Source organism: uncultured Halovibrio sp. (assembly GCF_913056445.1).
Taxonomy (GTDB): Bacteria; Pseudomonadota; Gammaproteobacteria; order Pseudomonadales; family Oleiphilaceae; genus Halospina; species Halospina utahensis_B.
The window spans coordinates 91,129-114,188 of the sequence record NZ_CAJXMA010000001.1 but is presented as its reverse complement, the minus strand read 5'-3'; the positions used below and the strand labels follow the sequence as shown (position 1 = coordinate 114,188).

Below are 23,060 nucleotides of genomic sequence, written 5' to 3'. Positions count from 1 at the left end.
CGCATTGCAATAAGCCGACACAGCCGCTACGTTTGCGCTCCCGAAACAGCCAGTCCGGAGCCTCCATGACCTTCACAATGGGCCAGCGCTGGGTCAGCCAGACCGAATCCGATCTCGGCCTCGGCCTGATCACCGACGTCAGCGGCCGCCGCGTTACCATTGCCTTTCCCGCAGCCGAGGAAGAACGCACCTACGCCATGGACAACGCGCCCCTCGCCCGGGTGCGCTACCGCGTGGGTGAGACCCTGAGGGACCGCCATGAGCGCGCACTGACCGTGCGCGAAGTGGAGGATTCCGAGGGGCTCTTTACCTACGAATGCGAGGACGAGACCGGCGAACCGGTCACCCTGACGGAGGTCATGCTCAGCCCCCATGCCCGTTTCGTGCACCCCGAGCAGCGTCTGTTCTGCGGCCAGTTTGACCGCAATGGCGACTTCCAGCTCCGCTATGCCACCCTGCAGCACCAGGCACGACTCCAGGCTTCGCCGGCTCGCGGGCTCATCGGCACCCGGACCCAGTTGCTGCCGCACCAGGTCGCGATCGCCGAGCAGACCGCCCGCCGCCCCCATCCGCGCCTGCTGCTGGCGGACGAGGCCGGCCTGGGCAAAACCATCGAGGCCGGGCTGATTCTCCACCGCCAGGTCATCACCGGCCAGGCCGAACGGCTGCTGGTGGTGGTGCCGGACGCACTGCTGACCCAGTGGTTCGTGGAGATGCGCCGGCGTTTCAACCTGCATTTCGCGCTCTTCAACCAGGAACGCCTGGAGGCCGAGGAAGGCAACCCCTTCGAGAACGAACAGTTCGTACTCTGCCCGCTCTCGCTGCTCAGTGACAGCGAGGCCAACCTGGCCGCCGCGGAGGAAGCGGGCTGGGACCTGCTGGTGGTGGACGAAGCCCATCACCTGCATTGGACGCCGGACGGCGCTGATGCCGGCTACCAGGCCGTGGAACGGCTCGCCGGGCAGATTCCGGGGGTGCTGCTGTTAACCGCCACCCCCGAACAGGTGGGCCTGGACAGCCACTTCGCGCGGCTGCGCCTGATCGATCCCGCGCGCTTCACCGACTACGCGGCCTTCCAGCAGACAGTGCGTGACCACGGTGGCCTGCCCGAGCAGCACCGCGTCCTGTTCCGCCACACCCGCGATGACGTGGGTGGCTTTCCGGAACGGGTGGTGGAATCCGCCCCGCTTGAGGCGGGCCTGGACTACGCCGAACAGGCGCAGCTGGCGGGGACTGCAGGCCTTTTCCCGGAAACCGGCCTGGACAGTGAAACCTGGCTCGCAGAGGATCCCCGTGTCGCCTGGCTCCAGCAGATGCTCAAGGCCAACCGCAACGAAAAAGTCCTGGTCATCTGTGCCCATGCGGATACCGCCGAGACGCTGGAGCATTTCCTGCAGCTGCGTGCCGGCATCCGCAGCGCCGCCTTCCATGAACGCCTGAGCATCATCGAGCGCGACCGCGCCGCCGCCTGGTTCGCGGACGACGAGCAGGGTGCCCAGGCACTGATCTGCTCCGAGATCGGCAGCGAGGGGCGCAACTTCCAGTTCGCCCGCCACCTGGTGCTGTTCGATCTGCCCCAGAACCCGGACCTGCTGGAGCAGCGCATCGGCCGGCTTGACCGCATCGGCCAGGGGGAGCGCATCCACATCCATGTGCCCTACATCGCTGGCTCAGCCCAGCAGGTGCTCTTCCAGTGGTACCAGCAGGGCCTCAACGCCCTCCAGGCCTACTGCCCCACGGGCGTGGCGGTTCAGCACGAGGTTGCGGAACAGCTCGACGCCGCCCTCAATGACCCGGAAGCGCCGCTGGACGGGCTTCTGGAAGCCACGCGCCAGGCACGTGAAGCCCAGGAGGAAAGCCTGCAGGAGGAGCGCCGCCTGATCGCCTCCCTCACCCGGGACGAACAGGCAGCCGCCGATGCCAGCATCAGCACCATCCGGGAAACCGAGGCGCCGGACGATCTTGCCGCCTACCTTACCCAGCTGCTGGACCAGTACGGCATCGACCACGAGGAAACCGGCAAGGAACAGTGGACCATCCGGCCCACGGACCATATGAAAACCGAGCACTTCCCGCACCTGCCGGACGACGGCCTCAGCTTCACCCTGGAGCGGGATGTGGCGCTGGCCCGGGAGGACCTGGCCTTCATGAGCTGGGAGCACCCCATGGTGCGCGATGCCATGAACATGGTGACCGATTCAGAGCTCGGCAACGCCGCCCTCATCACCCTGGAGCTCAAGGGCGTACAGCCCGGCACCCTGATGCTGGAGGCGCTCTACCGCGTCACCACCGCCGCCCCGCGCGCCGTGGCCGTGGGCCGCTTCCTGCCACTGGCCCCGGGCCGGTTGCTGCTGACCAGTGACGGCCGCGACCTGAGCGCCATGCTCACCCACGACAAGCTCAACCAGATCGGTGGCCGCATCAAGCGCAAGGACGCCCAGCAGATCCTGCCGCGCCTGCGCGACGACATCGAGGCCCTGCTGCCGGCCATCCGGGAGAAGGCCGAGGCAGGCCTGCCGGAAACCATCGCCGACGCCCGACAGGCCCTGGAGGCCCACTACAACACCGAAATCGAAGCACTCAGGGAACTGCAGGCCACCAGTAATGAACTGAAAAACCGCGAGATCGAGGCTCTGGAAGCCCAGCGCGAACAGGGCACTGCGGCCATAGACCGGGCCGGCGTGGAGCTGGAGGGATTGCGGATGATACTGACAACCTGAGACACGCTGACCGGTTGAAGGGGTCTCCTCTCACCCCCATCTTATAGAGCACATCAATCGGATTCGGTTTTCTGTCGTAGACGTATCTATCAGAAACCATCCGACCACCAAGAGGAGACCCTTCGATGACCAACGGGGACAACGTGCTTTTTGAACCCTTTACCCTGGGCGATCTCGAGCTGCCCAATCGCATCATCATGGCGCCGCTGACCCGCGCCCGGGCCAGCCAGCCGGGCGACGTACCCAGCGACATGAACGCCCGCTATTACGCCCAGCGCGCCAGTGCTGGGCTGATCATCAGCGAGGCAACGCAGGTTTCCCAGCAGGGCCAGGGCTACGCCTACACACCTGGCATCTACACCCCGGAGCAGATCGCCGGCTGGCGCAAAGTCACGGACGCGGTCCACGCGGCCGGCGGCCGTATGCACGCCCAGCTCTGGCACGTGGGCCGCATTTCCCATCCGGAACTGCAGCCTGGTGGCGAACTGCCCGTGGGTCCCTCGGCCATCAAGCCGGAAGGCTCCCAGGTGTTCATCAGCGCCGACTCCGGCATGGTGGATATCCCCACGCCCCGTGCACTGGAAGCCGATGAGCTGCCCGGCATTGTTGAACAGTACCGCCAGGGCGCCGAGAACGCCCGCGAAGCCGGCTTCGACGGCATCGAGATCCACGCCGCCAACGGTTACCTGCTGGACCAGTTCATCAAGTCCGGCAGCAACCACCGCACCGACGACTATGGCGGCTCAGTGGAAAATCGCCTGCGGTTCCCGATGATGGTGGTGGAAGCGGTCAAGCAGGTCTGGCCAGCGGCACGCATCGGCATCCGGGTCAGCCCCACCGGCAGCTTCAACAGCATGTTCGACGCGGACCCGCACAGTACCTTCCGGGCTCTGGCACGCAAGGTGCAGGAAGCAGGCCTGGCCTACATCGAGGTGGTGGAGGATTCCTTCCAGGGCAACCATGAGAACGGCCGCCCGGAATCCGTGATCGACGCCATCCGCGAGGAATTCACCGGCGCCTATATCGGCAACGGGGCCTACAGCCGGAATGAGGCCATTGAACGCATCAATGCCGGGCGCTGTGACCTGGCCTCCTTCGGCCGGCCGATCATTGCCAATCCGGATCTGGTGGAACGCTTCCGGCAGGACGCACCGCTCAATGAGTGGGACGCCAGCACCTTCTACGGCGGCGATGAACGGGGTTACACGGATTATCCGACGCTGGCGGAAAGCCAGTAGAAAGGAAAACGGCGGGAGGCGGTTTACGCCTCCACGTCGATATTGGTGCCCAGCTGCTCGTCCGCGCTGACCGACTGGTTGCCGGCTACGGCTCCGCCACCCGGGCTGTTGGTGGCCTCGGCACGGCTGCTGGCACTGTTGCCCGTCTCACTGGCAGCACTGCCGAAGTCACCGCTGGACAGTGTCGACGCCGTATTGGTATCCGTGGCGGCGGCATCGGGCACCGCCTCACCACTGTTGGCGGCAGCGGAATCCAGGCCCTGCTGGGAGATCTGGACGCTCACGTCCTGCGCTGGCCGGGCATTAGTGTTGCCGACTGAATTCTCACGAGCCTGGGGCCCCTGGTTGGCACTTTCCTGGGCGCCACGCGACTGCAACTGCTGGGCGCCGGTATCCCGAGCCAGGTTGGCCGCCTGCGGGTTCATGCCTTCAATCATGCCTCTCACCTCGCTCAGGTGGGTTGTCTACTTCCCATATTGAACAACTTCTGACCAGAGGTAAACCCCGACCACCGGCCATCCCGGGTTGTGATTTGTAACCACCAGCCCCTCCCCCTTCCCTGCCAACAACGCCACAACGCTTGCCATCAGCGGGCCCAACGGCGATACAATCCGTTGCATTGCTGGTATCGTATACAGCCAGACAATCCAACTCCAAGGCCAACACAGGGAAACACTATGGATCTCCTCATTGTTGTTCTGCTCGCTCTCGCCGGCCTGCTGTTCGTGCTGCGGCGCGAATCCGGCGCAGCGGCGGCCATCGCCGTCATGGTCGTGGTCGGCATCATCGGCCTGTTCATGGGCACCGGCTGGTTCAGCCTGCTGCTGTTCATCGGCGCCGGCATCACCGCCTTTGCCGGACTCCCCGGCCTGCGCCGCCAGTGGCTCACCCCGCGCGCCTTCGCCATGTTCAAGAAGGTCGCCCCCAAGGTCTCTGAGACCGAGAAGCAAGCCCTGGACGCGGGCACCGTTGGCTGGGACGGTGAACTCTTCACCGGCCGCCCGGACTGGCACCGTCTGCTGACCAATCGCAACACAGGTCTCTCCCAGGACGAGCAGGCGTTCGTGGACAACCAGTGCGCCGTGGCGGCCAGCATGTGCAATGCCTGGGACATCGGCTTCGAGCGCGCGGACCTGCCCAAGGAGGTCTGGGACTACCTGAAAAAGGAACGCTTCTTCGGCATGATCATCCCGAAGGAATACGGCGGCCTCGGCCTCTCCGCCCGCGCCCAGTCCGCGGTGCTGCAGAAGCTCTCCGTGAACGAGTCCCTGATGGTTTCTGTGGGCGTGCCCAACTCCCTGGGCCCCGGTGAGCTGCTGCTCAAGTACGGCACCGACGACCAGAAGAACTACTACCTGCCACGCCTGGCCGACGGCCGGGAGATTCCCTGCTTCGGCCTCACCGGCCCGCGCGCCGGGTCCGACGCCACCTCGCTGCCGGACACCGGCATCGTGTGCAAGCAGGAGATCGACGGCAAGGAAGTGGTCGGCCTGCGCCTGAACTTCGAGAAGCGCTGGATCACCCTGGCGCCCATCGCCACCGTGGTCGGTCTGGCCTTCCGCATGTTCGACCCGGACAACCTGCTGGGCGAACAGAAGGATCTGGGCATCACCTGCGCCCTGATCCCGCGTGACACCGAAGGCATGGAAATCGGTCGCCGTCACGCGCCCATCGGTACCCCCTTCATGAACGGGCCGATCAAGGGCAAGGATGTGTTCATTCCTCTGGACTACATCATCGGCGGCCCGGATATGGCCGGCCAGGGCTGGCGCATGCTGGTTGAGTGCCTCTCCGTGGGCCGCTGCATCACCCTGCCCTCCGGCGCGAGCGGCAGTGGCCGCTACGCCGTAGGCCTGGCCGGTGGCTTCACTCGCATCCGCCGCCAGTTCAACACCCCGGTGGCGGACATGGAAGGCGTGCAGGAACCGCTGGCGCGTATCGCCGGCAAGGCCTACATCGCCCAGTCCGCGGTGATGCAGACCGCCAACATGATCGACAACGGCGAAAAGCCCGCCGTCCCCTCGGCCATCCTCAAGAGCCAGCTGACCGAGTATCAGCGTGACATCCTCTCCGATGCCATGGACGTTCACGGCGGCAAGACTGTCACCCTGGGGCCACGCAACTACCTGGGGCTGTCCTTTGCCGGCTCGGCCGTCTCCATCACGGTGGAGGGTGCCAACATCATGACCCGCAGTCTGATGATCTTTGGTCAGGGTGCGATCCGCTGCCATCCCTATGTGCTGGATGAGCTGGCGGCCAAGGACAGTGACGACATTGATGCCTTCGACGATGCCTTCTTCAACCATGCGGGCCTCGTCTTCGGCAATGCCGCCCGCGCCTTCACCCAAGCCATTGGTCTCGGCCGTGGCGACGTGCCCTTCGACAACGCGGCGGCGCCCTATGCTCGTGCCGTGAACCGCTTCAGCGCCGCCTTCGGCCTGGCCTCGGATGCAGCCATGACCACACTGGGCTCGGACCTCAAGCTGCGCGAGCTGCTCTCGGCGCGGCTGGGTGATGTGCTCGCCAACCTCTACCTGACCTCCATGGTGCTCAAGAACTGGCACGAAGGGCAGGCTGTGGAAGGCGAACGCGAGCTCATGGCCTACAGCTGCGAGTACCTCCTGAACCGCGCCGAGAAAGCGCTGGACGAGCTGCTGGACAACCTGCCGAATCGGGCGGTTGCCGTGGCCCTGCGCTGGGTCACCATGCCGCTGGGCCGGCGCTGGAAGGCACCCTCCGACAAGCGCACCCAGGCGATTGCCCGCGCGATCAGCACGGACTCCGCGCTGCGCGCCAAGCTCACCAGCAACACCTGGGACACGCTTGAGCAGAAGGGCGAGGTCTTCAACCCGCTGGCACACTACAACCAGCTGCTGGCGGACTACCCGCGCGCGGACAAGCTCTACAAGACCCTGGACAAGGCGCACGCCAAGGGTGAGCTGCCCACCGAAGCCCTGCACCCCGAGCAGAAGTTCGAGGCGGGTCTGGAAGCCGGTCTGATCTCCCAGGACGACGCCGAGTTCATGCGCAAGTACGAGGCCGAAGTACTGGAGATGCTGAGCGTGGACGACTTCCCGTTCGACGGGCTCGCCCACAACAAGCGCAAGCTGGTGAAGCACAACGTGCTGTAACCACGTACCAGAGTGTTAAAAACCCCGGTCAGGTTCGCCCTGCCGGGGTTTTTTATGCATGACGACGCCAAGGGGCGGGTCAGGAAAGGGCCACATCCTCCCGCTCAAACCGCCCTTCCTGGTAATCCCGGATCGCCTGCTCAATCTCATCCCGGGCGTTCATCACGAAAGGCCCGTGCTGGACCACGGACTCCTTCACCGGGTTTGCCGCAAGCAGAAGCAGGCCGGCGCCTTCATCCCCGGCACGCAGGCGGACCTCGTCTCCGCGTGACAGGAGACCGGCGTTGGTGGCGGCTACGGGTGAGAAGCCGTCATCGCCGGCCGATACTTCCCCGTCGTACACGTAGATCATGGCATTGTGGTCCGCTTCGATCGGCAGAGTCAGTTCCCGACCCGGCTTGATCACCAGGTCCATGTAGGTCGGCGCCGTGGCCACGCCGGAGACCGGGCCCACCAGGGTATTGCCTTCGAGCACCACCTCGCCGGCGATCACGCGTACCCGGCCACCGTCGAAGGGGTATTCCGGTACCCGATCCGCCTGGATGTCCTGGTAGCGCGGGGCCTTCATCTTGTCCGCGGCGGGCAGGTTGATCCAGAGCTGGAAGCCGCGCATGTAGCCATCGTGCAGTTCCGGCATTTCCGAATGCACAATGCCGCCGGCGGCGGTCATCCACTGCACCCCGCCAGGGCCAATGCGGCCACTGTTGCCCAGCGAGTCGCGGTGTTGCATGCTGCCGGCGAGCATGTAGGTGACGGTCTCAAAGCCCCGGTGCGGGTGGGGCGGGAAGCCGCCAATAGGGCCGCTTCTGTCGTCGGCCTGGAACTCATCCAGCATCAGGAAGGGATCCAGGCGTGCAAACGGGCCCTGGCCCAGGCTGCGCCTGAGCTGGACCCCATCACCGTCAGAGGCGCGCTCGCCGTGGATAAGGCGTTCAACAATGCGTTCGGTCATGTCTGACTCCCTGGGTTCATACCGGTTACTGATGAGGCCAGTATTTCCCAGTGCCGTCCGGCAGACAATCAAAGGATTCTGTTCAACTCGTTCAACAGGACTGGGGTATTCCCGTGATGATGACAGGACTGGTCCTGCTGCTTCTGGCTGTACTGCTCGGGGTGGGCCTGTACCACCGCTATAAGCCATTGCCGGCGGCAGTCGCCATGGCCTCCACCTGGTTCGAACCGGGCGAAGCACGCTTCCTGGTCGACCACCGTTACGTGGACGCCCGGGGCCGTTCCCGCAGCCGCCGCGAGCTGGTTCCAGCCATGCTCAGGCTGATCCGGGATGCCCGGAAGCGGCTGGTGATGGACATGTTCCTGTTCAATCCGGATGGTGCAGATCCTGCCGAACACCTGCCGGTCACGGAAACGCTGACCCGGGCGCTGATCGAGCGCCAGCGCCAGTGCCCCGGATTGCGCGCCACCGTTCTGGTGGATCCGATCAACAGCTATTACGGCGCCCACTGGCCGGAGCACCTCCAGCGTCTGGAAGAGGCGGGTGTGGAAATACTGGAAACGCCCCTGGCACGGCTGAGGGATTCCAACCCGGGCTGGTCGGTATTCTGGCGCCTGCTGGTTCAGCCCTGGTCCCGCTGGCCCCAGAACGGCTGGCTGCCCAACCCCATCGGCCCCTGGCCGGTGACCCTTCGCAGCTGGCTGACCCTGTTCAACTTCCGCGCCAACCACCGCAAGGTCATGGTGGCGGACACCCATGATGGCTGGTGCGGGCTGATCAGCTCCGGCAACCCACACGATGCCAGCAGCGCCCATTCCAACGTGGGGCTTCTGGTCCATGGTGACGCAGCCCTTGCCCTGCTTGACCAGGAGCAGACCCTGCTGAGCTGGGCCCGGGGGTATCGCTGCGATTTCAGGGCACCGCCGGGCCCCGCAACGGCTCCGACAGCGGAGGGACCGGGACTGAGACTGCTCACCGAGTCCCGTATCCGGGAGGCCAGCGTGGCACTGATCAACAGGGCCAACCCGGGTGATGAACTGGATCTGGCGCTGTTCTACCTGAGCCACAGGCGCGTCATAAAGGCCCTGAAGCGGGCACAGGCCCGGGGCTGCCGGCTCAGGGTACTGCTTGACCCGAACAAGGACGCCTTCGGGCGCATCAAGGGCGGTCTTCCCAACCGGCAGGTAGCGCTGGAGCTGCACGCCCACGGAATCCCGGTGCGCTGGTACCGCACCCATGGTGAACAGTTCCACTGCAAGCTGGTGCGGCTGGAACGACGGGACGGGCGGGTGGAGCTGATCCTCGGCTCCGCCAACCTGACCCGGCGCAATCTGGATGACCTCAACCTTGAAGCCGGCTGTGAACTGGTGGGCAATGAGGAGCTGCCCGCCCTGCGGGCGGCCGGAGACTGGTTTGAGCGCTGCTGGAGCAACCCGCCGGGCTTCCAGTGCAGCGTGCCCTATGGCGTCTGGGCGGACGGCCGCCGGCGCCGTTACCTGCTTTATCGTATCACGGAGTTCACCGGCTGGAGCAGTTTCTGATCAGTCCGTATCGATACCACGGAGGGCGTTGACCAGCGTACTCACCTCCGCATCCGGCTGATCCTCTTCCAGGGTCAGCCCCGCATCGGTAAAGACCTTCAAATCAATCCCGTGGCTGCCCATGGGCAGCTCACGACTGATCTGGTAGGGCATACCCGGCCGGTACTCCTCTTTCTGGCGAAGGTCCACAACACGCTGGGGGCAGGGCTGGCCCTGGGGATCCCGCACCACCAGCACCCTGGGGCGCAGACGGTTAAGCGCATAGGTGGTGATGACAATGGCTGACTCACCGCTGTTAAGCTGGACAATGGAGCCCGGCGGGTAGACGCCAATGCACTGTATGAAATCAAGAGCCAGCGCTTCATCGAACTGGTCACCGCGCTGGTCATAGATGATTTCCAGCGCTTCCTTGGACGAACGCGCGGATTCGAATACACGGTGGCTGGTCATGGCATCGTAGCTGTCCACAATGGACACAATCTTGGCAAAGAAGGGAATCTGGTGAGCCAGAAGGCCCTGGGGATAGCCGGTACCGTTCATGCGCTCATGGTGCGCATAAGCGACATCCACGGTAACCGGATCCACCCCCTTCATGCCGGTCAGAAGGCGCCGGCCATGCTCCACATGCTGACGCATGACCACCTTTTCCGCTTCCGTCAACGCTTCTGTCTTGTGGAGGATCTCCGCGGGTGTGTGCATCTTACCCACGTCATGCAACAGACCACTGAGCGCCAGCTTTTCGATCTCGCCCCCGAGCAGCCCCAGGTGGCGCCCGAAAATGGCCGACAGGATGCAGACGTTGATGCCATGCTCAGCGGTGTAGTCATCCTTGCTGCGAACCTGGAGCAGCATCTGCAGTGCTTCATGGTTACGCATCACGCTGTCCACGCAGGATTTGACCACGGTCCGGGCCTGCCGGGCGTCAATCGTCCTGCCAAGGCGGGCGTTTCCCATGATGTCTTCAGCCAGCGCCCTGGTCTGCTCGAAGGCCTCCCGGGCGTTCGGCAACTCCGTTTCAATGTCCACGGTACTCAACCGGGGCTCCTGCCGACGGCGTTTACCGCCACCAAAACCGAAGCGCCAGGGCCGGGCTTCCGGAACCTCCTGCCCCTCCACATAGACGTACCGGCACTGTTCCTGCAGCGCCTGAATATCCGCCGTATGGCGGATAACGAAACCCTGAACCGGGAAACTGGTTTCCAGCCAGGAACGATCCAGGCGCGTTACCGTCATGCCGAGCTTCAATTCGCTGACAGAAACCCGTATTTCAACCGGCTCGATCTTTTCCATGGCAGAACACATGTGAGCTTGGATTGTAATGCATGGTAGCAACCGAGAGCCCTCGACACACCGATGGTTTCGTGCAGAATGCGTAAACGAACCTGCATAAAAGGACGCTCCGAATGCGTACTTACCTCTTCATGGCACTTCTGGCGGCTACCAGTACTGTACAGGCCATGGCATCTGATGACTTTGATCGCTGTGTGGCCGGCCTGCGCGACCATGCGCTGGACCAGGGCATTTCCGAATCCGTCACCAGCCGGGTACTGGCCGGTATCGAGCCGCTCGAACGGGTGATTGAGCTGGACCGCAGCCAGCCGGAGTTCACCCGCTCGTTCCGGGACTATCTTGAAAAACGTGTAACGGAACAACGCATCGAAAAGGGCCGGATGCTCTACCAGGAACACTCGCAGCTGCTTGAACGGATAACCCGGGAAACCGGGGTTCCCGGCCGCTATCTGATCGCCTTCTGGGGCCTGGAAACCAATTTCGGGAGCTATACCGGCAGGATGCCGATCCCACGCGCACTGGCCACCCTCGCCTGTGACCAACGCCGGAGTGACTATTTCACCGGTGAACTGGTATCCGCCCTGCGCCTCATCGAGCGCGGCGACGTGGAGGCTGAAGCCATGGAAGGTTCATGGGCCGGCGCGATGGGGCAGATGCAGTTTATGCCGTCCGTCTACCTCAAGCATGCGGTGGACGCGGATGGGTCCGGCCAGGTAGATCTGTGGAACAGCATACCGGACGCGCTGACCTCGGCGGGCCATCTTCTGGAAAGCCTGGGCTGGAACGAGGCCGAACGCTGGGGCCGGGAGGTCCAGCTCCCCGAAGGCTTTGACTACAGCCTGGCAGCAGGGCTCAAGCGCAAACGCCCACTCTCCGAGTGGCGGGAGCTCGGTATCCGCAATGCCTGGGGCGGGGAACTGCCACAGGCGGACATGCAGGCAGCACTGCTGCTGCCATCCGGCCACGAAGGTCCCGCCTTTCTGGTTTACGATAACTTCCGGGTGATCATGGGCTGGAACCAGTCCGAATTCTACGCCCTGGCAGTGGGCCACCTGGCGGACCGGATCGTAGGTGCCGGCCCGTTCCAGACCCGGCCACCGGATCACGAGCCCCTGAGTCGAGACACCATCGAAGCGCTTCAGGCGGCACTGAAGGAAGCTGGCCATGACCCGGGTCCGGTTGACGGCATCCTGGGCTCCGGCACCCGCTCGGCACTGCGGGACTTCCAGAAGAAAAATGACCTCAGGGCCGATGGGTTCCCGGACCCGGACTCACTCAGTGCGCTCGGCATCGACTGAAGTGTGGATGAAACCAATGCGCTCATCCTTCTGCTGCCACAGGTCAGTAATCCACTGCTGGAATCGGCTGCGGAAGGCCGGGTCGTTGCGGTAGTCGCCACGGACCCACTGCTGATCCAGCGGGTACTGGCGGATGTCCACGATCACCCGCGGAATCCGGTTGGCAAGAAGATCCCAGAAGCCGGGAACACCATCTGGATAGACAATGGAAATGTCCAGAATGGTGTCGATCTGGTCACCGATTGAGGCGAGTACGAAGGAAATACCGCCGGCCTTGGGCTGCAGTAGATGCCGGAAACCTGGTTGCTGCGCCTCATGCTTGGCGGGTGTATAGCGCGTTCCCTCCGGGAAGTTCACCACGGTAATGGGCATCCCCCGGCACTTCTCACAGGCCTTCCGGGTGATTTCCAGGTCCAGTCCGCGCTTTTCCGGGTGCTTCTTCAGGTACTCACTGGAATAGCGGCGCATCAGCGGGTAATCCAGGGCCCAGAAGGCCAGCCCAAGGAGGGGCACCCAGATCAGCTCGCGTTTGAGGAAGAACTTGTAGTACGGCACCCGCCCGTTGAGCACTTCCACCAGAGCGGCAATGTCCACCCAGGACTGATGATTGCACAGGACGAGGTAGGAGGTATCAAGCCGGGGGTTGAAATCGCCTCGCAGCTCCCACCGGGTATCGAGCATACGGTTCAGCACCGCGACGTTGGCGTCCACCCACTTCTCGGCGATCCACATCACGCCCCGGGCACAGCGCTGCTGGAAAGGCTGGTGGGGAACGACCAGCTTGGCAAGCGCGATCGCCATCATGGGGCCGATGCCGATCAGTGTATTGATCAGCACTACCAACAGCCCCAGTACTGCGCGGATTGACCCCACCATGGCCGCTTTCCGTTATTCCACCGTGACACTCTTGGCCAGGTTGCGCGGCTGGTCGACGTCCGTGCCCTTGAGCACCGCGACATGGTAGGACAGCAGCTGCAACGGCACGGTGCACAAAAGTGGCGCCAGAATGGGGTCCGTGTGGGGAATGGTCATGACGTGGGTACCTTCGCCATCGCCCATCGCGGTTTCACTGTCGGCAAACACGAAGAGTTCACCACCCCGGGCCCGTACCTCCTGGAGGTTGGACTTGAGCTTCTCGAGCAGGTCATTGGAAGGCGCCACGGTAACCACCGGCATTTCGCTGTCCACCAGTGCCAGGGGGCCATGCTTGAGCTCACCGGCCGGGTAGGCCTCCGCGTGGATGTAAGAGATCTCCTTGAGCTTGAGCGCGCCTTCCATCGCGACCGGGTAGAGCGAACCACGCCCCAGGAAGAGACTGTGGTGCTTATCCACAAACCACTGGGAAAGCTGTTTGATGGACTCGTCCAGGTCCATTATCGCGCGCATCTGGTCCGGTATGGCGCGCAGGGCCTGGACCAGTTCCGCCTCCCGGGCCTCGGAAAGCCCATTATGCCGGGCCAGCGCCAGAGTGAACATCAACAGCGCCGTGAGCTGGGTGGTGAACGCCTTGGTGGAGGCCACACCAATCTCCGGACCGGCGTGGGTCATGATCACCATGTCCGATTCCCGCACCAGGGAACTGCCCGGCACATTGCAGATGGCCAGCGCGGCCCGGAAACCCGCATCCCTGGCCTGGCGCAGGGCCGCAAGGGTGTCGGCGGTCTCGCCGGACTGGGAGATGGTCAGGAATAGGGTCCCGTCCTGAATGACATGGCTGCGGTAACGGAATTCAGAGGCGACCTCCACGCTGCAGGGAATACCCGCCAGCTCTTCGATCCAGTAACGCGCTACCATCCCGGCATGGAAGCTGGTGCCACAGGCCACGATCTGGACATGACGCACTTCCCCCAGCAGACGCGAGGCCTCGGTACCCAGGGCCTGCTCAAGCACCCTGCTATCAGTCACCCGTCCCTGCAGGGTGGCCTCGATCACGTCCGGCTGCTCGTGGATTTCCTTGAGCATGAAATGCCGGTAGCTCCCCTTCTCCGCGGCGTCCGCGCTGTGCTCGAAACGGTTGATGGGCCGCTCGACGCGCTGGCCGCTGGCGTCAGTGATGGTCACCGATTCGGCCCGGACCAGAGCCGTGTCGCCTTCGGCCAGATAGATGAAACGGTCCGTGACCGGCAGCAGGGCCAGTTGGTCTGAAGCGACAAAATGCTCGCCGATCCCCACCCCGATCACCAGAGGGCTGCCCTGGCGGGCTACCAACAAAGTCTCGGGTTCATCCGCGTGCAGAACGGCCAGCGCATAGGCCCCCTCAACCTGGCTCACAGCATTGTGGAAACCGGTGACCAGATCCCCCGCGCGGGCGTATTCACGCGCGATCAGGTGCGCCAGCACCTCGGTATCAGTTTCAGACGTGAAAGTGTAGCCATCGTTGCGAAGCTGGTCGCGAAGCGGCTCGAAATTCTCAATGATGCCATTGTGCACCACGGCCAGACGTTCGCCGGACATGTGCGGATGGGCATTGGCCGCGGAAGGCTTACCATGGGTGGCCCAGCGGGTATGGGCAATGCCCAGGTGCCCACTGGGCGGGTTGCTGCCAACCGCCTCTTCCAGGGCGGCGACCTTGCCCACCTCCCGCTGGCGCTGGATGCCGCTGCCCGGATCCAGAACGGCCAGGCCGGCCGAATCATAGCCACGGTACTCCAGGCGCCTCAGGCCCTCGATCAGAATGCCCTGGACGTCACGGCGCGCAGCCGCTCCCACGATTCCACACATGCCTAGCTGCCCCCCTGTTCGCTGTCCCGTCCGTCTTCCACCGGAACCCAGTCCGGGATGTTGCGCTGGCGACCGCGGGCCACCGCCAGTTCGCGATCAGCGACGTCCCGCGTAATGGTGGAGCCAGCGCCCACGAGGCTTCGCTCACCCAGGGTCACCGGGGCCACCAGTGAAGTATTGGAGCCAATGAAGGCTCCGTCACGGATCGTCGTATGGTGCTTGCTGGTGCCATCATAATTGCAGGTTATTGTACCCGCGCCAACATTCACGCCCGCGCCCATGGTGGTATCGCCCACATAGCTGAGATGGTTCACCTTGGCACCCTCGCCAATGCTGCTTTTCTTGATCTCCACAAAATTGCCCACCCGGGCGTCCCGGCCCACCAGCGCATCGGGTCGCAGGCGGGCAAAGGGCCCAATCACAGCGCCCTGATCCACTCGTGCGCCCTCTATGACGGAATGGGCATCGACCCGGACATCCGAATCGAGACGGCAGTTACGCAACACCACACCCGGGCCGATCTGGACCCGGTCACCAAGCACCACGGCGCCTTCAAATACCGTGTTCACATCGATGACCACATCCTGGCCGGTTTCGAGATGGCCTCGGACATCCACACGGGACGGGTCCGCCAGGGTGGCACCGCCAGCCATCAGCAACAGGGCCTGCTGACGCTGGAACCAGCGCTCCAGTTCGGCTAACTGGGCGCGGTTGTTCACCCCCTGCACTTCCTCCGGTTCATCCGGCTGGGAAACTTCGATGCCCAGCCCCTCCTGGCGACCAAGGGCAATGATGTCGGTCAGGTAGTACTCACCCTGGGCATTATTCGAGGACAGCGCGGGCAGCCACTGCTTCAGCCGTTCCGCCGGAGCCCCCAGAAGACCTGTATTCACTTCGGTGATCACCAGCTGCTCCGGGGTGGCGTCCTTCTGCTCCACGATACCGGTAACGGTTCCCCTGCTGTCACGGAGTATACGGCCATAGCCTGCCGGATCCGGCAGATTGACGGTGAGCAGACCCAGCGAATCCCGGCTGATGACACCGGCGAGGCGTGACAGCGTATCGGCGGAAGTGAGCGGCACATCACCGTAAAGCACCAGCACCCGTGCGGTTTCAGGAATCCCCGGGAGGGCCTGGGCAACCGCGTGCCCGGTTCCCAGCTGCTCTTTCTGGATGACCCAATGGATATCGTTGCCGGGCGTTTGCTCCCGAACCTGGTCCGCGCCATGGCCGACCACCACATGCAGCCCGTCGGGGCCCAGGCTGCGCCCAGCCTCCAGCACATGATGCAGAAGCGGCTGCCCAGCCAACGAGTGGAGCACCTTGGGAAGGGAGGATTTCATCCGGGATCCCTGGCCGGCGGCCAGGACGACGATGTGCAGGGGTGTCGTCATCCGTTCGTACTCCTTGAATCAGAAAAACCGCATTGGATCATGCCCCAGCAGGGGCATGATCGGCAATGCGGTTTCCAGTAACAACCCGATGTCCGGATCAGCCGGTATTCAGCGCTTCTTACGGCGCAGCTTCTCCAGCGTCCGGAGCTGGGCAGCAGCCTCGGCCAGACGCGCGGCAGCACGGGAATAGTCCACTTCACTGCTGCGGTTGGCCAGCTCACGTTCGGCTTCCTGACGAGCCCGTTCCGCAGCGGCCTCATCCATATCATGAGCGCGCTCGGCGGTATCCGCCAGGATCGAAATCTTCTTGGGCTGAACCTCGAGATACCCGCCGGAGACGAAGAAGACTTCCTCCTTGCCATCTGCCATCCGGATATTCACGGGCCCGGGAGCCAGGCCGGTCAGCATGGGCGTATGGCCTGCCATAACGCCCAGCTCGCCGTTACTTGCGGTCGCGGTCAGCATCTCCACCTCACCGGAGAAGATGCTTTCCTGCGCGCTCACAATGTCACACTGTACGGTGTTAGCCATTGGTTACGCCTCTCTCAGTCGGAAATGGTTTACGCAGCTTTGTTTTCCATTTCCTTCGCTTTTTCGACCGCCTCGTCGATGCTGCCGACCATGTAGAAGGCCTGCTCAGGCATTGAGTCGTACTCACCGTCCAGAATGCCCTTGAAGCTGCGGATGGTCTCCTTCAGCGACACGTACTTACCGGGCGAACCGGTGAAGACCTCGGCCACGAAGAACGGCTGCGACAGGAAGCGCTCGATCTTACGCGCCCGGTCAACGGTCTGCTTGTCTTCCTCGGAGAGCTCATCCATGCCCAGAATGGCGATGATGTCCTTCAGCTCCTTGTAGCGCTGCAGCACACCCTGGACGCCACGGGCAACCTCGTAGTGCTCCTGGCCAATAACCAGCGGATCGAGCTGGCGACTGGTGGAGTCCAGCGGATCGATCGCCGGATAGATGCCCTTGGCCGCGATGTCACGAGCCAGTACCACGGTCGCGTCAAGGTGCGCGAAGGTGGTCGCCGGTGACGGGTCGGTCAGGTCGTCGGCCGGTACGTAGACCGCCTGGACCGAGGTGATGGAGCCAGTCTTGGTGGAGGTGATCCGCTCCTGGAGCTTGCCCATCTCCTCGGCCAGTGTCGGCTGGTAGCCCACCGCGGAGGGCATACGACCCAGAAGTGCGGACACTTCCTGACCCGCCAGCGTGTAGCGGTAGATGTTGTCGATGAACAGCAGGACGTCACGGCCTTCATCGCGGAACTTCTCGGCCAGGGTCATGCCGGTCAGGGCGACACGCAGGCGGTTCCCCGGCGGCTCGTTCATCTGACCGTACACCATCGAGACCTTGTCCAGGACGTTCGAGCCCTTCATCTCGTAATAGAAGTCGTTACCCTCACGGGTCCGCTCACCCACACCGGCGAATACGGAGAGACCGGAGTGCTCCTTCGCGATGTTGTTGATGAGCTCCATCATGTTCACGGTCTTGCCCACGCCGGCGCCGCCGAAGAGGCCAACCTTGCCGCCCTTGGCGAAGGGGCAGATCAGGTCGATGACCTTAATGCCGGTTTCCAGCAGCTCTTCCGAGGCCGACTGGTCGGCATAGCCGGGCGCCTTGCGGTGGATGGTCCAGCGCTCTTTCTCACCGATCTCACCCACTTCGTCCGTGGGCTCGCCCAGCACGTTCATGATGCGGCCGAGGGTTTCCTCGCCCACCGGTACCTTGATGCCTTCGCCGGTCCCGGTCACGCTCATGCCGCGCTTCAGGCCTTCGGTGGTGCCCATGGCGATGGTCCGGACCACGCCGTCACCAAGCTGCTGCTGGACTTCCAGAATGGTGCCCACGTCATCGAGCCGCACGGCATCATAGATGTTGGGTACGGAATCGCGCGGGAATTCCACGTCGATAACCGCCCCGATGATCTGAACGATACGTCCACTACTCATGCTTGCTTCCTCACTAACTCAGTATTCGGTATCGCCTTAAACGGCCGCTGCACCACTGACAATTTCGGAAATTTCCTGCGTGATGTTGGCCTGACGGGCCTTGTTGTACTCGGTCTTGAGATCGTCGATGATCTCGCCGGCGTTGTCGGTCGCGCTCTTCATGGCGATCATCCGAGCGGCCTGCTCACAGGCGATGTTCTCGACCACACCCTGGTACACCTGGGATTCCACGTAACGGGTCAGAAGCCCGTCAAGCAGGGTCCGCGGATCCGGCTCGTAGAGATAGTCCCAGCGATACTTGCCTTCCGGTTCCGCTTCCGCCTGAAGCGGCAGAAGCTGCTCGATGGTCGGCGTCTGGGTCATGGTGTTCACAAACTGGTTGTACACCACGTAGAGCCGGTCAATGCTGCCGTCGCGGTAGGCGTCGAGCATCACCTTGACGCTGCCGATGACCTGTTCCGCGCTGGGCCGGTCCCCGAGCTGGGTTTCCGATGCCACGATATTGCCACCCACCACGTTCAGGAAAACGCTGGCTTTCTGACCGAGCGTGCAGAAATCCGACGGCACGCCTTTGTCGTTCCAGGAGCGGCTGTCCTGAAGCATGGTCTTGAACAGATTGTTGTTCAGACCACCACAGAGACCACGATCCGTGGAGACGACGATGTAGCCCACACGATTCGCTTCCCGAGCTTCCATGAACGGGTGCCGGTAGTCGGAGTCGGCTTCCGCCAGATAACCGATCACATCCCGGATCTTGCTCGCGTAGGGGCGGGTCAGTTCCATGCGCTCCTGGGCTTTACGCATCTTGCTCGCCGCCACCATTTCCATGGCGTTGGTGATCTTCTGCGTATTCTGGATGCTGGAGATCTGAGTGCGTATTTCTTTTCCGCTGGCCATAGTTCAGTGCCTTTTCCGGTTGATCGCTCCGCCACAGTCACGGGGCCCGCAGGCCCCGAACGGCATTACCAGCTCTGGGTCGACTTGAACTTATCCAGCGCTGATTTCAGACCACTCTCGACCTCGTCATTCAGTTCGCCGGAGTCGTTGATCTTGGCCAGCAGCTCAGACTGCTCGGTGCGCATGTAATCCATAAGCGCCTTTTCGAAATCCACGATCTTCTTGGCGTCCACATCCTCGAGGTAACCCTCGTTGGCAGCGAACAGGACCGTCGCCATCTCACCTACGGACATCGGCGAGTACTGTTCCTGCTTCATCAGCTCGGTAACACGGGCACCGTGCTCCAGCTGCTTACGGGTCTGCTCATCCAGATCGGACGCGAACTGTGCGAACGCCTGGAGCTCGCGGTACTGGGCCAGAGCCAGACGGATACCGCCACCAAGCTTCTTCATGATCTTGGTCTGCGCGGAACCACCCACACGGGAGACCGAGATACCCGCGTTCATCGCCGGGCGGATGCCCGAGTTGAACAGGTCCGTCTCCAGGAAGATCTGACCGTCAGTAATGGAGATTACGTTGGTCGGAACGAAGGCGGACACGTCACCGGCCTGGGTCTCGATGATCGGCAGTGCCGTCAGTGACCCGGTCTTGCCGGTTACTTCACCGTTGGTGGCCTTCTCAACGTACTCCGGATTGACCTTGGACGCACGCTCCAGCAGACGGGAGTGCAGGTAGAACACGTCACCCGGATACGCCTCGCGGCCCGGCGGGCGCCGCAGCAGCAGCGACACCTGACGATAGGCCCAGGCCTGCTTGGTCAGGTCGTCGTAGATGATAAGGGCGTCTTCGCCGCGATCACGGAAGAATTCACCCATGGAGGTACCGGCGTAGGGCGCCAGGAACTGCATGGAGGCCGGATCGGCGGCACCAGCAGCGACCACGATGGTGTTGTCCATGGCACCGTGTTCTTCCAGCTTGCGCACCACGTTGGCGATGGTCGACTGCTTCTGGCCGATCGCCACGTAGATGCACTTAATGCCGCTGTTCTTCTGGTTGATGATGGTATCAACGGCCACGGCAGTCTTACCGATCTGGCGGTCGCCGATGATCAGCTCCCGCTGGCCGCGACCGACGGGAACCATGGTATCAATCGGCTTAAGGCCGGTCTGGACGGGCTCGTTCACCTCTTCGCGGGCGATAACCCCGGGGGCCACCTTCTCAATCGGTGTGGTTTCGGTGGTTCCCGCGTCACCCTTACCGTCGATCGGGTTACCCAGGGCGTCCACGACGCGGCCCAGCAGTTCGCGACCCACCGGCACCTCAAGGATGCGGCCGGTACACTTGACCTTCTGACCTTCCGCGAGGCCCTCGTCCTCACCGAGCACAACGGCACCGACCGAATCCCGCTCGAGGTTCAGGGCCATGCCGTAGTTGCCGTTCTGGAACTCAACCATCTCGCCGTACATGACGTCGGCCAGACCGTGGATGCGAACGATGCCGTCGGAAACGCTGACGATCGTCCCTTCATTGCGAGCTTCAGAAGACACATCGAGCTTTTCGATGCGCTTCTTGATGATCTCGCTGATTTCGGATGGATTCAGTTGCTGCATGCCTGTGTCCTCAAAAAATTCTGCAAATGACCGCGTGTCGGAATTCGGTTCCTGCCGTGCCTGGCGGACTCAGGCGCTCATGGCGTTGGCCAGCCTGTTGAGGCGCCCGCGCAGCGAGGCGTCAATAACCTCGTCACCCGCTCGGATAACCACGCCGCCGATGATTGACTGATCGGACTCAACACTGAGCTCAACCGAGCGGTCCAGGCGTTTTTCCAGGGCCTGGGAAAGCCGCTGCTTCTGCTCATCGTTCAGTTCAAAGGCGGTGGTCAGCGTGACGTCGACAATCCGCTCATGATCATGACGATAGGCTTCGAAGAGTGCCGCAACAGCCGGGAACTGCGCCAGCCGGCGATTTTCAGCCATGATATGGATGAAGTTGTTGACTGACTCCGGGAGCGGGTTCTCACAGACGTCGCTGATGAGCTGGATCTTTTCCTGGGCGCTCAGGCCCGGATGGCGCAGGACCGAGGCCATGCGGTCATCACTGGTGATGGCCGCCAGCAGATTGAGCGACTGACTCCAGTCATCGAACTGACCGCTGTCGCGTGCCGCCTCGAATGCCGCCCGCGCGTAGGGTCGGGCGAGTGACGTTGACTCTGCCATGTTGGACCTCGTTTACAGTTCCGCGGAGAGCTTATCCAGCATCTCGCTGTGCGCCTTGGCGTCGACGGAGGATTCCAGAATCTTTTCCGCGCCGGCGATCGCAAGAGTGGCAACTTCAGCGCGCAGCGCATCCCGTGCCTGCTGGCGTTCCTGCTCGATCTCGTCGCGGGCCTGGGCCAGCAGCCGATCGCCCTGTTCACGGGCTTCGGTCTTGGCCTCTTCCACAATCTGGTTGGCGCGCTTGTTGGCCTTTTCCACGATCGTGGCCGCTTCGTCACGCGCTTCCCGCAGTTCCTGGGTTGCCCTTTGCTGGGCCAGTTCCAGGTCCTGGTTTGCCCGGTCGGATGCGGCAAGGCCGTCGGCGATCTTCTTCTGGCGATCCTGCATGGCCTGAACCAGCGGGGGCCAGACATACTTCACGCAGAATGCGATGAAGATGAAGAAGCCGATGGTCTGCCCGATCATCGTGAGGTTGATATTCACGGCGTTCTACCTCTTTCCGATTCGTTGCGTTCGGGACGATGGGGCAGCCGCTATTGGACCACCCCTCAACCATCCGGTGTTATGCAACAACAAAGATCAGGTAAAGACCGATACCCACACCGATCATGGAAACCGCGTCCAGAAGACCCGCCATGATGAAGGTCTTGGTCTGGAGCTCAGCGGCCATTTCCGGCTGGCGTGCAGTGGTTTCGAGCAGCTTGCCACCCAGCAGGGCAAAGCCAACGGCGGTACCCAGAGCACCAGAGGCGATCATGATTGCGGCGGCGATGATTACGAGTTCCATAACAACTCCTGATTTAACGACGGTTTAGGGGTTTAGGATCATCAAAGATTGATGGTTAATGCTCTTCATGGGCCATGCTCAGATACACGATCGTGAGCACCATAAAGATGAAGGCCTGTAGCGTGACCACCAGAATGTGGAAGATCAGCCAGGGCACCTGCAGCGCCCACTGGGCCCAGAACGGCAGCAATGCGATCAGGATGAAGATCACCTCACCCGCGTACATGTTGCCGAACAGCCGGAGCGCGAGGGAAAACGGCTTGGTCAACAGCCCCACGGTCTCAAGGATCAGGTTGAACCAGGACAGAGACCAGTGGTTGAAGGGACTGAAGGTCAGCTCCTTGGTGAAACCGCCCACGCCTTTCACCTTGATGCTGTAGTAGAGCACCATCAGGAAGACACCGATAGCCATGCCGAAAGTGGCATTGGGATCGGTGGTGGGTACGATCTTGGTGTACTCGATGCCCATGGCCGAGGTCAGGGCCGGAATGTAGTCCACCGGGATGAGCTTGAGCGAGTTCTGGAGGAAAACCCACACAAAGACGGTCAGGGCGATTGGCCCGATCATGGGGTTACGACCGTGGAAGGTGTTCTTCACCAGATCCTGAGTGAATTCCACAACCATTTCCACCAGGTTCTGGAGCTTGCCGGGCTGATCACTGGTGGCGTTCCTGGCCACTATCCGGAAAAGAACCAGAAAGATGATGCCTGTCAGCGCCGACATGAAGAGAGTATCCACATGAAACGCCATGAACCCCATGGCGCGTGCCTCTTCGGCGGACTGGGCCATGGTCCAGGTGGCTTCCTGGAGTTCGGTGCCGTTCCGCTCGAAACCGGCCGGCAGTTTTCCGTAGGTGAGGTTCGTAAGGTGGTGCTGTATGTATTCCGCTGGAGATTCACCTGCCATGTTCTACTCTCGCCCC

General features: G+C 62.7%; 19 protein-coding genes. 5 read left to right on the top strand and 14 right to left on the bottom strand.

Annotated features, from left to right (window positions below):
• The first annotated feature begins 65 nt into the window (after positions 1-65).
• A complete protein-coding gene (gene rapA, locus QZ501_RS00550) occupies positions 66-2,720 on the top strand; it encodes an RNA polymerase-associated protein RapA (RefSeq protein ID WP_295716423.1) in 2,655 nt (884 codons plus the stop codon).
• A gap of 125 nt (positions 2,721-2,845) precedes the next feature.
• The gene (locus QZ501_RS00545) at positions 2,846-3,958 is read left to right on the top strand and encodes an alkene reductase (protein WP_295716421.1); all 1,113 of its coding nucleotides are present in this window, start codon (positions 2,846-2,848) and stop codon (positions 3,956-3,958) included.
• A 23-nt stretch (positions 3,959-3,981) separates the two neighbouring features.
• Here the strand turns inward: QZ501_RS00545 and QZ501_RS00540 are convergent, their stop codons facing one another.
• Positions 3,982-4,395: a hypothetical protein gene (locus QZ501_RS00540; RefSeq protein ID WP_295716419.1), complete on the bottom strand. Its 414-nt coding sequence runs from the start codon at positions 4,393-4,395 to the stop codon at positions 3,982-3,984.
• Positions 4,396-4,635: 240 nt separating this feature from the next.
• On the opposite strand from QZ501_RS00540, the gene QZ501_RS00535 reads away from it, so the two are divergent.
• A complete protein-coding gene (locus QZ501_RS00535; RefSeq protein ID WP_295716417.1) occupies positions 4,636-7,089 on the top strand; it encodes an acyl-CoA dehydrogenase in 2,454 nt (817 codons plus the stop codon).
• Between the two features lie 79 nt (positions 7,090-7,168).
• Here QZ501_RS00535 and QZ501_RS00530 read toward each other — a convergent pair whose 3' ends face one another.
• On the bottom strand, positions 7,169-8,041 hold the full coding sequence (locus QZ501_RS00530) for a pirin family protein (protein ID WP_295716416.1): 873 nt from the start codon (positions 8,039-8,041) through the stop codon (positions 7,169-7,171).
• 116 nt (positions 8,042-8,157) lie between these two features.
• On the opposite strand from QZ501_RS00530, the gene QZ501_RS00525 reads away from it, so the two are divergent.
• Complete coding sequence (locus QZ501_RS00525; RefSeq protein ID WP_295716414.1) at positions 8,158-9,582, top strand: phospholipase D-like domain-containing protein; 1,425 nt, start codon at positions 8,158-8,160, stop codon at positions 9,580-9,582.
• Here QZ501_RS00525 and QZ501_RS00520 read toward each other — a convergent pair whose 3' ends face one another.
• Positions 9,583-10,872 carry an HD-GYP domain-containing protein gene (locus tag QZ501_RS00520; protein ID WP_151440136.1) on the bottom strand — a complete coding sequence of 430 codons (1,290 nt, stop codon included), beginning with the start codon at positions 10,870-10,872 and terminating at the stop codon, positions 9,583-9,585. It lies immediately after the preceding gene.
• A 113-nt stretch (positions 10,873-10,985) separates the two neighbouring features.
• Between QZ501_RS00520 and QZ501_RS00515 the strand changes: the two genes are divergently transcribed.
• Positions 10,986-12,170 (top strand): lytic murein transglycosylase, encoded by a 1,185-nt coding sequence (locus QZ501_RS00515; protein WP_295716411.1) that lies wholly within the window; start codon positions 10,986-10,988, stop codon positions 12,168-12,170.
• Here the strand turns inward: QZ501_RS00515 and QZ501_RS00510 are convergent.
• From QZ501_RS00510 to atpB, 11 genes are all read right to left on the bottom strand, one after another.
• Entirely contained in the window at positions 12,144-13,046 is a 903-nt protein-coding gene (locus tag QZ501_RS00510) for an acyltransferase (protein ID WP_151440138.1), read from the bottom strand. The two genes, QZ501_RS00515 and QZ501_RS00510, sit on opposite strands and share 27 nt — an antisense overlap.
• A gap of 12 nt (positions 13,047-13,058) precedes the next feature.
• Positions 13,059-14,891: a glutamine--fructose-6-phosphate transaminase (isomerizing) gene (gene glmS, locus QZ501_RS00505; protein WP_151440139.1), complete on the bottom strand. Its 1,833-nt coding sequence runs from the start codon at positions 14,889-14,891 to the stop codon at positions 13,059-13,061.
• Positions 14,892-14,893: 2 nt separating this feature from the next.
• Positions 14,894-16,285 (bottom strand): bifunctional UDP-N-acetylglucosamine diphosphorylase/glucosamine-1-phosphate N-acetyltransferase GlmU, encoded by a 1,392-nt coding sequence (gene glmU, locus QZ501_RS00500; RefSeq protein WP_160898199.1) that lies wholly within the window; start codon positions 16,283-16,285, stop codon positions 14,894-14,896.
• Positions 16,286-16,393: 108 nt separating this feature from the next.
• Positions 16,394-16,816 (bottom strand): F0F1 ATP synthase subunit epsilon, encoded by a 423-nt coding sequence (locus tag QZ501_RS00495; protein ID WP_151440141.1) that lies wholly within the window; start codon positions 16,814-16,816, stop codon positions 16,394-16,396.
• 29 nt (positions 16,817-16,845) lie between these two features.
• Positions 16,846-18,237, bottom strand: a complete 1,392-nt coding sequence (gene atpD, locus QZ501_RS00490; RefSeq protein ID WP_151440142.1) for a F0F1 ATP synthase subunit beta — start codon at positions 18,235-18,237, stop codon at positions 16,846-16,848.
• A gap of 36 nt (positions 18,238-18,273) precedes the next feature.
• Positions 18,274-19,134 (bottom strand): F0F1 ATP synthase subunit gamma, encoded by an 861-nt coding sequence (atpG, locus tag QZ501_RS00485; RefSeq protein WP_151440143.1) that lies wholly within the window; start codon positions 19,132-19,134, stop codon positions 18,274-18,276.
• 65 nt (positions 19,135-19,199) lie between these two features.
• Positions 19,200-20,744 carry a F0F1 ATP synthase subunit alpha gene (gene atpA, locus QZ501_RS00480; RefSeq protein WP_295716405.1) on the bottom strand — a complete coding sequence of 515 codons (1,545 nt, stop codon included), beginning with the start codon at positions 20,742-20,744 and terminating at the stop codon, positions 19,200-19,202.
• A gap of 69 nt (positions 20,745-20,813) precedes the next feature.
• On the bottom strand, positions 20,814-21,350 hold the full coding sequence (locus tag QZ501_RS00475) for a F0F1 ATP synthase subunit delta (RefSeq protein ID WP_151440145.1): 537 nt from the start codon (positions 21,348-21,350) through the stop codon (positions 20,814-20,816).
• A gap of 12 nt (positions 21,351-21,362) precedes the next feature.
• Positions 21,363-21,833, bottom strand: a complete 471-nt coding sequence (locus QZ501_RS00470) for a F0F1 ATP synthase subunit B (protein ID WP_077529950.1) — start codon at positions 21,831-21,833, stop codon at positions 21,363-21,365.
• A 79-nt stretch (positions 21,834-21,912) separates the two neighbouring features.
• Positions 21,913-22,137, bottom strand: a complete 225-nt coding sequence (gene atpE, locus QZ501_RS00465; protein WP_077529949.1) for a F0F1 ATP synthase subunit C — start codon at positions 22,135-22,137, stop codon at positions 21,913-21,915.
• Between the two features lie 55 nt (positions 22,138-22,192).
• Complete coding sequence (atpB, locus tag QZ501_RS00460) at positions 22,193-23,044, bottom strand: F0F1 ATP synthase subunit A (protein ID WP_151440146.1); 852 nt, start codon at positions 23,042-23,044, stop codon at positions 22,193-22,195.
• Between the last annotated feature and the right edge of the window lie 16 nt (positions 23,045-23,060).

Coding starts and splice junctions, on each gene's coding strand:
- rapA (WP_295716423.1), top strand. CDS start 66: ATGACCTTCACAATGGGCCAGCGCTGGGTCAGCCAGACCGAATCCGAT.
- QZ501_RS00545 (WP_295716421.1), top strand. CDS start 2,846: ATGACCAACGGGGACAACGTGCTTTTTGAACCCTTTACCCTGGGCGAT.
- QZ501_RS00540 (WP_295716419.1), bottom strand. CDS start 4,395: ATGATTGAAGGCATGAACCCGCAGGCGGCCAACCTGGCTCGGGATACC.
- QZ501_RS00535 (WP_295716417.1), top strand. CDS start 4,636: ATGGATCTCCTCATTGTTGTTCTGCTCGCTCTCGCCGGCCTGCTGTTC.
- QZ501_RS00530 (WP_295716416.1), bottom strand. CDS start 8,041: ATGACCGAACGCATTGTTGAACGCCTTATCCACGGCGAGCGCGCCTCT.
- QZ501_RS00525 (WP_295716414.1), top strand. CDS start 8,158: ATGATGACAGGACTGGTCCTGCTGCTTCTGGCTGTACTGCTCGGGGTG.
- QZ501_RS00520 (WP_151440136.1), bottom strand. CDS start 10,872: ATGGAAAAGATCGAGCCGGTTGAAATACGGGTTTCTGTCAGCGAATTG.
- QZ501_RS00515 (WP_295716411.1), top strand. CDS start 10,986: ATGCGTACTTACCTCTTCATGGCACTTCTGGCGGCTACCAGTACTGTA.
- QZ501_RS00510 (WP_151440138.1), bottom strand. CDS start 13,046: ATGGTGGGGTCAATCCGCGCAGTACTGGGGCTGTTGGTAGTGCTGATC.
- glmS (WP_151440139.1), bottom strand. CDS start 14,891: ATGTGTGGAATCGTGGGAGCGGCTGCGCGCCGTGACGTCCAGGGCATT.
- glmU (WP_160898199.1), bottom strand. CDS start 16,285: ATGACGACACCCCTGCACATCGTCGTCCTGGCCGCCGGCCAGGGATCC.
- QZ501_RS00495 (WP_151440141.1), bottom strand. CDS start 16,816: ATGGCTAACACCGTACAGTGTGACATTGTGAGCGCGCAGGAAAGCATC.
- atpD (WP_151440142.1), bottom strand. CDS start 18,237: ATGAGTAGTGGACGTATCGTTCAGATCATCGGGGCGGTTATCGACGTG.
- atpG (WP_151440143.1), bottom strand. CDS start 19,134: ATGGCCAGCGGAAAAGAAATACGCACTCAGATCTCCAGCATCCAGAAT.
- atpA (WP_295716405.1), bottom strand. CDS start 20,744: ATGCAGCAACTGAATCCATCCGAAATCAGCGAGATCATCAAGAAGCGC.
- QZ501_RS00475 (WP_151440145.1), bottom strand. CDS start 21,350: ATGGCAGAGTCAACGTCACTCGCCCGACCCTACGCGCGGGCGGCATTC.
- atpE (WP_077529949.1), bottom strand. CDS start 22,137: ATGGAACTCGTAATCATCGCCGCCGCAATCATGATCGCCTCTGGTGCT.
- atpB (WP_151440146.1), bottom strand. CDS start 23,044: ATGGCAGGTGAATCTCCAGCGGAATACATACAGCACCACCTTACGAAC.